Source organism: Citrobacter sp. Cpa228 (genome assembly GCF_030333085.1).
Taxonomy (GTDB): domain Bacteria; phylum Pseudomonadota; class Gammaproteobacteria; order Enterobacterales; family Enterobacteriaceae; genus Citrobacter; species Citrobacter pasteurii.
In genome coordinates this window covers 64,454-76,316 of record NZ_JAOWGQ010000044.1, presented here as the reverse complement: position 1 = coordinate 76,316, position 11,863 = coordinate 64,454, and the positions used below count along the sequence as shown (strand labels likewise).

At 55.4% G+C, this 11,863-nt stretch carries 9 protein-coding genes; 4 read left to right on the top strand and 5 right to left on the bottom strand.

The features are described from left to right. Positions 1–346: 346 nt before the first annotated feature. Both OGX91_RS11615 and OGX91_RS11610 read right to left on the bottom strand, forming a co-directional pair. Positions 347–823: a cold-shock protein gene (locus OGX91_RS11615; protein WP_005127955.1), complete on the bottom strand. Its 477-nt coding sequence runs from the start codon at positions 821–823 to the stop codon at positions 347–349. A gap of 86 nt (positions 824–909) precedes the next feature. Beyond that, positions 910–1,155 carry a YmjA family protein gene (locus OGX91_RS11610; protein WP_005127954.1) on the bottom strand — a complete coding sequence of 82 codons (246 nt, stop codon included), beginning with the start codon at positions 1,153–1,155 and terminating at the stop codon, positions 910–912. 406 nt (positions 1,156–1,561) lie between these two features. On the opposite strand from OGX91_RS11610, the gene OGX91_RS11605 reads away from it, so the two are divergent. Together OGX91_RS11605 and OGX91_RS11600 are read left to right on the top strand one after the other, a co-directional pair. Continuing rightward, the gene (locus tag OGX91_RS11605; protein WP_005127953.1) at positions 1,562–2,338 is read left to right on the top strand and encodes an MBL fold metallo-hydrolase; all 777 of its coding nucleotides are present in this window, start codon (positions 1,562–1,564) and stop codon (positions 2,336–2,338) included. Between the two features lie 18 nt (positions 2,339–2,356). Continuing rightward, on the top strand, positions 2,357–3,307 hold the full coding sequence (locus OGX91_RS11600; protein WP_286626314.1) for a GlxA family transcriptional regulator: 951 nt from the start codon (positions 2,357–2,359) through the stop codon (positions 3,305–3,307). On the opposite strand, the gene OGX91_RS11595 is transcribed toward OGX91_RS11600, so the two are convergent. Then, entirely contained in the window at positions 3,304–3,912 is a 609-nt protein-coding gene (locus OGX91_RS11595; RefSeq protein WP_149691316.1) for a class I SAM-dependent DNA methyltransferase, read from the bottom strand. The two genes, OGX91_RS11600 and OGX91_RS11595, sit on opposite strands and share 4 nt — an antisense overlap. Before the next feature lie 154 nt (positions 3,913–4,066). Here OGX91_RS11595 and OGX91_RS11590 point away from each other — a divergent pair, with 154 nt between their 5' ends. After that, the gene (locus OGX91_RS11590) at positions 4,067–5,161 is read left to right on the top strand and encodes a LacI family DNA-binding transcriptional regulator (RefSeq protein WP_286626416.1); all 1,095 of its coding nucleotides are present in this window, start codon (positions 4,067–4,069) and stop codon (positions 5,159–5,161) included. A 106-nt stretch (positions 5,162–5,267) separates the two neighbouring features. Beyond that, positions 5,268–8,345, top strand: coding sequence for a beta-galactosidase (locus OGX91_RS11585; RefSeq protein WP_286626311.1), 3,078 nt, complete (start codon positions 5,268–5,270; stop codon positions 8,343–8,345). Positions 8,346–8,445: 100 nt separating this feature from the next. On the opposite strand, the gene prpE is transcribed toward OGX91_RS11585, so the two are convergent. Together prpE and OGX91_RS11575 are read right to left on the bottom strand one after the other, a co-directional pair. Beyond that, entirely contained in the window at positions 8,446–10,332 is a 1,887-nt protein-coding gene (gene prpE, locus OGX91_RS11580; RefSeq protein ID WP_040232812.1) for a propionate--CoA ligase, read from the bottom strand. A 40-nt stretch (positions 10,333–10,372) separates the two neighbouring features. Next, positions 10,373–11,824, bottom strand: a complete 1,452-nt coding sequence (locus OGX91_RS11575; protein WP_199947210.1) for a bifunctional 2-methylcitrate dehydratase/aconitate hydratase — start codon at positions 11,822–11,824, stop codon at positions 10,373–10,375. Positions 11,825–11,863: the final 39 nt, after the last annotated feature.

The following is an 11,863-nucleotide window of genomic DNA, read 5'->3' as shown; positions in this document are numbered from 1 at the left end:
GTAAATTCTCGTCTATGAAAAATAAAAAATCCAAACTTTACGGAGTGTTACTTTAATTTCATCAATAATTAACATTATGGATAAGTTACTACATAACTTTCTGCTGATTTTTCTATTTTTATTTTTAACACTGGCGCTGCAGCAATAATAGATAAGACAAGAGAATCAAAAGTAATAATCCCGGCAAAGTACCGCTTTCACTTTTTATATAAAACGTTCACATCTGCTTCTGACACAAAGCAGCTTATGTGCCCACATACCTACCCGATCTGACTGAATGCAAAAAAAACCGAAACCCTGCTTTTGAAAAGAGCAGCGTTTCGGCATTCATTCACTCTGAAGGACGTCAGACTTTCAGCAGCTTCACCGTCTCGTCGATGTCGATTTCATCTTCCGAGAAGATCAGCGTCGTGCCCTGGAAGGTAGTGATCGCCAGCTTTTTCAGTGTGCGCATTTCGCCAGGCTTCACGTCTGATTTCGGTCGGATGCTATTCATCAGCACGCCGACAGACAGCACCGCGTTCTCTTTGTCGATACGGGTTTCAACCGGCACGTCTTCGCTGTACACCAGGTAAGACTTGATTGCCGTGAGCTTCAGGCGCTCGCCTGCGATATAGATGTACTTGCTGTCGGGTATGACTTTCACCGCATAGGCAGACAGGCCTTTGTTGTTGGTGGTGGGTTCAAAAGTCACCGCCGCGTCTTTCTTGATCAGCTCAGGATTAGCAACCTTAATCACATGAAAATAGCGGTTGTCGCCGTTTTCATCTTTGATAAATCCAAAGCCTTTATCTTTAAACCACGTTGTGATTGTTCCGTTCATTGCTGTTTCCGCCTGATTAAACCGAATACTCGTAGAGTATACCTACTCAATTTGCGCGCAGTGTAAAACACAGGCCCCGTCTTTGGCTACTCGTTACCCCAGCGATTGAGGAACTCCGCGATATCATCAATACGCTGTGCGTCGACGCCGGCCACAGTTGCCATCTCCTGCTGCGCGTCTTCGCTGATCTCTTCGTTGTTCATCAAACGGGTGATCAACTGCTGGAAGTAGTGCGCCAGCGCATCGCGTTCGGCATCGCTCACCGGCTTTGCAGCCTCGGTCGCGTACTCATCAGCGATATCATAATATTTTAGCGGAATGTCGTTGTTCATCAGGTGCTCCGGGGTAAATGCCTGTGCCAGCAGTTGCCTGCCGCGTCTGGGGCGAATGATAGCATTGTTATTTCATGGTTCGCGATCTGTTTCCTGGCTGTAATGTGTTGCATATATCAACAATATTGTCTGGAGCCACTTCGCATTTAATTAATCCTCCTGAATTAAAATGACTGTTTCTTTATTCAGTTCGGTATAATAGCTGCAGATTAAATAATGCAGAAAAAAGGAAAGTAGACGTTTATTAATTTAGATAATGAGACAGTGATTAAACGCAATAAATAACGTTCTCTGCAGGCTGGATGCGATTGGCCCAATCCCATCGTTAGTCGCCCATTTGCCCACATTCATCTTCTGGATAACACTCTACGATGACACCACTGACCCAACACGCAGAGCGCACACCATGAACATCACGCAAATCCGTAACGCTACGCAGCACATCACCTTTGGTGGAATGACTTTTCTGGTCGATCCTATGCTGGCCGCGAAAGGCGCATATCCGGGTTTTGCCGGAACAGCACGTGCCGAAATTCGCAACCCAACCGTCGATCTGCCCATCGACATTGATACCCTGCTTAATGTCGATGCGCTGATCGTCACCCATCTGCATGAAGACCACTGGGATGAAGCTGCGGCGCGCATCGTGCCGAAAGACAAACCAATCTATGTGCAAAATGACCATGATGCACACGTACTGCGGGAGCAGGGTTTCACACAACTCACCGTGCTGACGCAAAATACCGTGGTCGGCGCTATCACTCTACGTAAAACCGGCGGCCAGCACGGCTCAGATCGCGCCTATGCCATTCCACAAATGGCAGAGCGCCTGGGTGATGCCTGTGGCGTTATCTTTATGCATCCGGCGGAAAAAACGCTGTATCTGGTCGGGGACACCGTCTGGCGCGACGAGGTGGAAGCCAACATGCATACCTTCCAGCCAGGCGTGGTGGTTCTGAACGCGGGTTTTGCCCACGTCATCGGTTTTGGCCCAATTATCATGGGCGCGGAAGATGTGCTGAAAACCCACTTCACCTTACCCGAAGCACAAATTGTGGCGACCCATATGGAGGCGATTAACCATTGTCTGTTGACCCGCGCGACACTGAAAGAGTACGCCCGCGACAACCAGATTGTGCAATATGTCAACGTGCCGGAAGATGGTGAAACCCTGACATTTTAATTTCTACAAAGGAATCGTATGCAGCCGCTTAACGTCGCCATTGTTGCCGTGGAAGATTTCAGCCCGTTTCACTTCTCGGTGCCGTGCATCATTTTCAGTGACAAAATGGCGGCGAAAAAGCGCTTTGAGGTGCAGATGTGCGGGGAAAAACCGGGCATCATCTCTTCGCAGGATGGTTTCTCCGTTACCGCAACCCACGGCTATGACGCTCTGGAGGCTGCCGACATCGTGGTGATCCCTTACTGGGGCACCACCGCGCATCGTCCGCCACAAAGCCTGCTTGATGCGCTCAACCGCGCGCGACAAAACGGCGCGCAGATTGTCGGGCTGTGTCTGGGCGCGTTTGTCCTCGGCTATGCGGGGTTACTGGATGGTAAACGGGCGGCTACGCACTGGGAGTTCGAGCAGGATTTTCAGGCGCGCTTTCCGGCGGCCCAGTTGGATATCAACGCACTGTACGTGGATGACGACGGCATTATTACCTCAGCAGGTACCGCCGCCGCGCTGGATTGCTGTCTGTATGTCATCCGTCAGCGTTTTGGCAGCACGGTGGCGAATCAGATTGCCCGACGGATGATTGTGCCACCGCATCGTGAGGGCGGTCAGGCGCAGTTTATCGAACAACCTGTAGCGAAAAATACCCAGGATCAACGCATCAACGCCCTGCTCGACTATTTGCGCCAACATCTCCACGAACCGCATAATCTCGACGTTCTGGCGCAGCGGGTGATGATGAGTCGTCGCACTCTCACCCGTCATTTTATGAAGGCCACCGGGTCGAGCGTGGCCGAATGGCTGATTACCGAGCGCCTGCGCCGCAGCCAGATCATGCTGGAGTCCAGTCAGTTACCCGTTGAACGCATCGCCGAACAAGTTGGTTTTCAGTCGCCCGTCACCTGGCGGCAGCATTTTAAATCCCGCTTCGGCGTCAGCCCGGCTGAATGGCGTAAAACTTTTCACGGCGATTAACCTCTTTTTTGCGCCAGCCAGATGGTGTGCCCGGTACAGTGCGGATCTTCCATCACCCTCTCAATCACCGTAAAGTCGTGCGCCGACAGCAATGCGTGGTACTCATCAGGCGCGAGGCTGGCATGAAACAGCGGCTCGCCCTCAAATTGTCCCATAGCGATGCCGTTGTCCGTGCCGCTGGTAAACATCAGCGCGCTGCCGGGATGACTGAGCCGGTCAAAAATGGGGAACATCTTTTGCTGGTCCAACTGGGTTAAATGGAAAAAACTGTCCCAGGCGATCAGACCGTCGAATGTCTCGTTAAGGGCCAGCTCGCGCATATCCTGCTCCAGCCAGCGCTGTGCGGGAAAAGAGTGCCGCGCCCGCGCCAGCATTTCCGGGGAACCATCAACCCCCGTCAGTTGAAAACCTTGCTGGATAAAATAACCCGCAATCGGCTGACCGTTTCCGCAGCCAATATCCACAATATGGCCCTGCCCGCCCATCACCGCGATGAACTTATCCAGCCAGTTTTTTTCAAACAGCGCGCGCGAACGCTGGCGGGCAAAAGCCTCAGCATGGCGTCGGTAGATGGACAGAATATTATTTGCCGCAGAGTCGCTCACGATGTCCTCACTTTTTATTCCGTTAAGCTTAACGACGATAAATCCTCCAGCACACGATCCGCAACCCTGGAATGCGCCTCGCAGAACCTATGCGTAAATCCCCCAAAACCGTCCCGCTGTGGCATCATAGCGCGCAGATAACGTCATGACAGGGGTGATAAACGTGAAACCGGTAACGCTATACGATGTCGCAGACCATGCAGGCGTCTCTTACCAGACCGTCTCACGCGTCGTAAATCAGGCCAGCCACGTTTCCACAAAAACCCGACAAAAAGTTGAGGCCGCGATGGCGGAGCTCAATTACATTCCTAACCGCGTCGCGCAGCAACTGGCAGGCAAACAGACGCCGCTGATTGGCGTCGTGACGGCAAACCTTGCCCTGCACGCCCCCTCGCAAATCGTTGCCGCCATAAAATCCCGCGCCGACCAGTCAGGCGCCAGCGTGGTGATCGCCATGGTTGAGCGCAGTGGCGTTGAGGCGTGTAAAGCCGCGGTACACAACCTGCTTTCTCAACGCGTAACCGGGCTTATCATCAACTATCCGCTGGATGAAGAAGATGCCATTGCCGTGGCCGCCGCCTGCGGTACGGTGCCGGTAATTTTTCTCGATGTCTCTGACCAGGCGCCAATTAATAGCGTCGTTTTCTCCCATGATGACGGCGCACGCCTCGGCGTTGAACATCTTGTACAGCATGGACATCAGCGGATCGCCCTGCTGAGCGGGTCGCACACTTCGGTTTCGGCAAGGCTTCGCCATGCGGGGTGGCATAAATATCTGGCTCACTACCAGCTACGTCCCATTGCAGAACGTGAAGGTGACTGGAGCGCCATGTCCGGCTTTCATCAAACCATGCACATGCTTAACGACGGAATCATTCCAAGCGCTATGCTGGTCGCCAACGATCAAATGGCGCTGGGCGCAATGCGGGCAATCAGCGAGTCTGGGCTGCGAGTTGCAGCGGACATCTCCGTGATCGGCTACGACGACACCGAAGACAGCGCCTGCTACATCCCGCCGCTGACCACCATCAGGCAGGATTTCCCCGCTCTCGGACAGACCAGCGTTGACAGGCTGTTGCAGCTTACGCAGGGTATGTCCGCCCCCGGCAATCTGCTGCTGCCGGTCACGCTGGTCGAACGGAAAACCGTACTGCCGCCTGCCACACAAACCGTCACGCCTCAGGTGCTGGCGGAGTCGTTGATGCAACTGGCGCGTCAGGTCTCTCTGCTGCCATCCGGTAAACGCTAATTACTGTGAGTCAGTTCACCCATTAAACCCGCCCGGCTTTACAGCGTCTCACCGCACGCCTTATGTTTATTAAATTGTGAGCGAATAACAAACATGAGATACCGCTATGACTCTGAGCTCGGACTCACTCGCCGCCGTACTGACGCGCCGTGACTGGGAAAACCCCGGCGTCACACAGATAAACCGTCTGGAGGCACATCCGCCGTTTTGTAGCTGGCGCTGCGTGGATGATGCCCGTAACAACCGACCCTCACCCCAACGAATTTCGTTAAACGGCGAGTGGCAGTTCGCCTGGTTTGTCGCACCAGAGGCAGTGCCAGAAAGCTGGCTTGAGCATGATTTACCGCAGGCCGTTGCCCTCTGCGTGCCGTCTAACTGGCAGATGAGCGGTTATGATGCGCCAATCTACTCCAATATCACCTATCCGTTCCCGGTCAATCCGCCCTCTGTTCCGACGCAGAACCCCACAGGATGTTACTCGCTCACATTTAGTGTCGAAGATGCATGGTTAGATGAGGGTCAGACGCGCATTATTTTTGACGGCGTGAACTCCGCGTTTCATCTGTGGTGCAACGGTCGTTGGGTCGGCTACGGTCAGGACAGCCGCCTGCCGTCTGAATTCGATCTTAGCGATTATCTGCTGCACGGCGTAAACCGCCTGGCCGTCATGGTGCTGCGCTGGAGCGATGGCAGCTATCTGGAAGATCAGGATATGTGGCGCATGAGCGGCATCTTTCGCGACGTTTCTTTGCTGCATAAACCCACAACGCAAATTCGCGACCTGCGCATTAATACCCGTTTTAACAGCGACTTCAGCCGCGCCACGCTGGCAGTGGAAGTCAGAGTGGGGGGCAACGCGAGCGAAGATTTACGCGTAGCCCTGCAATTGTGGGAGGGAGAAACGCTCACAGCCGAAACGACTTCCCCACTCGGCAGCGAGATTGTTGATGAACGCGGCGCTTATCACGAACGCACTACGCTGCGCCTCAACGTTGAACACCCGGCGTTGTGGAGTGCCGAAACGCCTAATCTGTACCGCGCCGTTGTGCAGCTACATACCGCTGACGGTACGCTGATTGAAGCCGAGGCCTGTGACGTCGGCTTTCGTCAGGTTTGCATTGAAAACGGACTGCTGTTACTCAATGGTAAGCCGCTGTTGATTCGCGGTACCAACCGCCATGAGCACCATCCGATCAACGGCCAGGTGATGGATGAGGCGACGATGGTGCAAGACATCATCCTGATGAAGCAGAATAACTTCAACGCCGTACGTTGTTCGCATTACCCAAACCACCCGCGATGGTACACCCTGTGCGACCGCTACGGCCTGTATGTGGTGGATGAGGCCAATATCGAAACCCACGGTATGGTGCCCATGAATCGCCTGAGCGATGACCCAACATGGCTTCCCGCCATGAGCCAGCGCGTCACGCGCATGGTACAGCGTGACCGCAATCACCCAAGTATCATCATCTGGTCGTTGGGCAATGAGTCCGGTCACGGCGCGAACCACGACGCGCTGTATCGTTGGCTGAAATCGGAAGATCCCTCTCGCCCGGTGCAGTACGAAGGCGGCGGTGCGGATACCGTAGCCACCGACATTATTTGCCCGATGTACGCCCGCGTCGATCAGGATCAGCCCTTCCCCGCCGTCCCCAAATGGTCGATTAAAAAGTGGCTGTCGATGCCCGGCGAGCAGCGTCCGTTGATCCTCTGCGAATATGCTCACGCGATGGGTAACAGCCTCGGCGGCTATGCCAAATACTGGCAGGCATTCCGCCAGTATCCGCGTCTGCAAGGAGGATTCGTCTGGGACTGGGTCGATCAGTCGCTCATTAAATATGACGACAACGGTAATCCGTGGTCCGCCTACGGCGGGGATTTTGGCGACACGCCTAACGATCGTCAGTTTTGCATGAACGGACTGGTGTTCGCCGATCGTACCCCACACCCGGCGTTATACGAGGCCAAACATGAACAGCAGTTTTTCCAGTTCACGTTACTGCCGGGCGCTGAACGCCAGATTGAAGTGACCAGCGAATATCTGTTCCGCCGCAGCGATAACGAAGTTCTGCACTGGTCTATTGCCCAGGACGGCAACCCGCTGGCCGCCGGAGAAATCGTTCTGGATATCGCTCCACAGGGTCGCCAGGTGATTACCCTGCCAGATGTCCCGATGCCAGAAACCGCAGGTCAGCTGTGGCTGACGGTTCGCGTGGAACAACCCCAGGCTACTGCGTGGTCAGACGCCGGGCATATCAGTGCCTGGCAGCAGTGGAAGCTGGAAGAGAAACTCAGTCTGGCGCTTAAACCTCGCGCCAGCACAGCGCCACAGCTGACGACCCGCGATGACACGTTTACGGTAATCGTCAGTGATAAACGCTGGGAATTCTGCCGCCGTACGGGCTTACTGACGCAATACTGGCTGGCCGAAAAAGCACAGCTGTTAGCACCGTTAATCGATCAGTTTACCCGCGCGCCGCTGGATAACGACATCGGCATCAGCGAAGTAACCCGCATCGATCCTAATGCCTGGGTCGAACGCTGGAAGGCCGCAGGCCATTACCATGCTGAGCCATGGCTATTGCAATGCGAGGCCGAAGCGCTGTCAGACAGCATCCTTATCACCAACGCGCATGCCTGGCAGTATCAGGGCAAAACGCTGTTTGTCAGCCGTAAGTCGTACCATCTCGACGGCCACGGCGAGATGCAGATTACAGTGGATATCGATGTGGCCAGTGGAACGCCGCACCCGGCGCGTATCGGTCTGAGCTGCCAGTTGGCACAGGTGGCTGAACGGGTGAACTGGTTAGGCCTTGGGCCGCATGAGAACTACCCGGATCGCCTGAGCGCTGCCTGTTTTGATCGTTGGGATCTGACGCTGGATGAGATGTATACGCCGTACGTCTTCCCGAGTGAAAACGGCCTGCGCTGCGGGACACGCGAATTACGCTACGGGGAGCATCTGTGGCGTGGTGACTTCCAGTTCAACATCAGCCGTTACAGCCAGAAGCAACTGATGGAAACCAGCCATCGCCATCTGCTGCAGCCTGAAGCCGGAACATGGCTCAACATTGACGGTTTCCATATGGGCGTCGGCGGGGATGATTCGTGGAGCCCTTCAGTGTCGCCGGAATTTCAGTTGAGCGCAGGGCGCTATCATTATCAGTTGAGTTGGCGCTAACCACGTTGCTTTTGCCGGATAGCGCCGCTTCGCGGCTTATCCGGCCTACGGTGCGCGGTTTCGTAGGCCGGATAAGGCGAAGCCGCCATCCGTCAACGCCCTACTCCTCGATCGCCTGGCGGATTTGCTGTAACGATGTCGGATCGTCAATGGTGGTCAGATCGCCAGGATCGCGGCCTTCGCAGATCGCCTGGATCGTACGCCTGAGCATTTTTCCGGAGCGTGTTTTCGGCAGTTGTGACACAAACCAGACATGTGCCGGACGGCCAAAGTTACCAATCTGGCTGTCCACCAGCGCCATAATCGCCTTCTCTTCAGAATGCGCAATGTCGCGGTCTTCCAGACTGTCACTCTGCTTTGGAATGACAAACGCGACGGCCACCTGCCCTTTTAGCGCATCTTTCACCCCCACTACCGCTACCTCAGCAACGTTCGGATAGCTGGAGATACTCTCTTCTATCTCGCGCGTGCCCAGCCGGTGTCCGGCGACATTGATCACGTCATCTGTACGCCCCAGAATGAAGTAGTAACCGTCGTCGTCACGAATGCCCCAGTCAAAAGTGGCGTACACCTGACGGGAGAACAGCGACCAGTAGGTATTCACAAAGCGTTCGTCATCGCCCCAGATGGTCTGAATACAGCCCGGCGGCAGCGGCCCTTCAATCACCAGCATGCCCTTCTCATTTGCCGCACAAGGTGCGCCAGTCACTTCATTGAGGAGTTGCACGTTGTAGCCGTACATCGGCACGCCAGGACTGCCCAGGCGCGACGGTCGGTCGTCCAGCCCGCGGGCAATCGCCATAATCGGCCAGCCAGATTCGGTCTGCCAGTAGTTGTCGATAACCGGAACACCCAGCGTTTGGGTTACCCAACTGGCGGTCGGTTCATCCAGCGGCTCGCCGGCCAAATACAGCACCTCCAGCGAGGAGAGATCGTGATTGCGGATTTGCGCGGTCGGAAATTTCTTCAGCACGCGGATGGCGGTCGGGGCCGAGAACATCCGGCTGACCTGATACTTCTCAACAATTTTCCACCATACGCCGCAGTCCGGATACGTTGGCAACCCTTCGTACACCACCGTCGCCATCCCCGCCAGCAGCGGGGCATACACGATATAGGAATGTCCCACCACCCAGCCAATATCCGACGCGCAGAAGAACACGCCGCCCGCTTTACCACCAAAAATGGTGTCCATTGAGGTTGCCAGCGCTACCGCATAGCCGCCCACATCACGCTGCACGCCTTTCGGTTTACCGGTTGTTCCGGAGGTATAGAGAATGCAGGAGGTTTCATTCGATTCCAGCCAGACCACCGGCACCCGCGCGCCGAGATGCTGTTGGCGCAGGGCGGCAAAGTCGAGGTCACGCCCCTCGACCCGCGCCATTTTCGCCAGACCACGATCGACCAGCACCACATGACGCGGCTGGTGCTGCGCCTGCTCGATCGCATCATCGAGCAGCTTTTTATACGCCACGATCTTGCCCCCGCGCGCCCCGGCATCCGCCGAGACGATAACCACCGGTCTGGCGTCGTCGATGCGCGCCGCCACGCTGTGCGATGCGAAGCCGCCGAACACCACCGAATGGATCGCCCCAATGCGCGCACAGGCCAGCAGCGTAATGTGCGCCTCGGCGATCATCGGCATATACACCAGCACCCGATCGCCGCGCTGTACGCCCAGCGACAACAGCATTGCCGCCGCGACGTTTACCTCGTCATACAACTGACGAAAGGTAAACGTGCGTTCTTCTTCGGTTTCGGATGACACCGCAATCAGCGCCAGCGCCTCGGGCTGTTTCTCCAGCCAACGGTCGATGGCGTTATGGCACAGATTAGTCGTCCCGCCACAAAACCAACGAGCAAACGGCGGATGACGATGATCCAGTACCTGAGCAAACGGCTGCTGCCAGTCAATACGCTGGGCCTGCTCGGCCCAGAACGACTCCGGTTGCGTAATCGAACGCTGATAAAAATCGCTATAAGACATAATGCTCTCCTGTTGAACTTACGCCTTGCTGCACGCTGGTTTAAATAATGAAGAGATCCATATACTCATTGACCGGCATCTGCTCCAGGCGAGTTCTGTCCAGGGAGACATCCAGGATGCGCTGCTGCTGACGGGTCGGGAACTGACGCGCCAGGTTGATTTTGAATTTTTCGACCAGTTTCGGCATGCCGTCAGTACGACGACGCGCGTGGCCGATAGGATATTCCACCACCACTTCTTCAAAGCGTGAACCGTCGGTGAACTCCAGGGTGATGGCGTTGGCGATGGCGCGTTTTTCCGGATCGTGGTAATCGGCGGTAAAGGCCGGATCTTCGAAGCAGTTGATCTTCTCGCGCAGGGCATCGATGCGCTTGTCCTGCGCCACGCCGTCTTCGTAATCAGCCGCGGTTAAGCGTCCGAACAGCAGTGGGATAGCCACCATGTACTGAATGCAGTGATCCCTGTCCGCTGGGTTATTCAGCGGGCCTTTTTTATCGATGATGCGGATACAGGCTTCGTGCGTACGAATGGTGACTTTTTCGATATCCGCCGCCGTTTTACCCGCCGCCTGCAGTTGTTCATACAGCGTCATCGCCGCTTCAACCGCTGTTTGTGAGTGGAACTCTGCCGGGAAGGAGATTTTAAACAGCACGTTTTCCATCACGTATGAGCCGTACGGGCGCTGGAAGCGGAACGATTCGCCTTTGAAGGAGACGTCGTAAAAGCCCCAGGTTTTCGCCGTCAACGCGGATGGATACCCCATCTCACCGGTTTTCGCCATCAATGCCAGACGTACCGCGCGCGAGGTCGCATCGCCTGCTGCCCAGGATTTACGCGTGCCGGTATTCGGGGCATGGCGATAGGTGCGCAGCGACTGTCCGTCGACCCACGCCAGCGACACCGCATTGAGGATCTCATCGCGGGTCAATCCGAGCATTTCGGCAACAACGGCGGTCGAGGCGACTTTCACCAGCAGGACGTGATCGAGTCCAACGCGGTTAAAGGAGTTTTCCAGCGCGATACAGCCCTGAATTTCGTGGGCTTTAATCATGCCGGTCAGCACTTTTTTCATGGTTAACGGTGCTTTTCCCGCCGCCACCGCATTGCGTGACAACCAGTCAGCTGTCGCCAGAATACCGCCGAGGTTATCGGAAGGATGACCCCACTCAGCGGCAAGCCAGGTATCGTTAAAGTCCAGCCAGCGGATCATCGCACCGATGTTAAACGCCGCCTGCACCGGGTCGAGCTGGAACTGGGTGCCAGGTACGCGCACGCCGTTCGGTACCACTGTACCTGGGACGACCGGCCCCAGCAGTTTTTTACAGGCCGGATATTCCAGCGCTTCCAGGCCGCAGCCTAAGGTATCAAGCAGGCAATAATGCGCGGTGTCATACGCCACCTTCGAGGTGATCTCGTAGTTCATGACGTAATCAACAATATCAACGATTTCACGGTCAAATTCCGGGCGGACGTTCGAAATATGTGCGGACATAGGGTACATTTCCTGTTTTTTATCTTTAGAGGTTTTTGA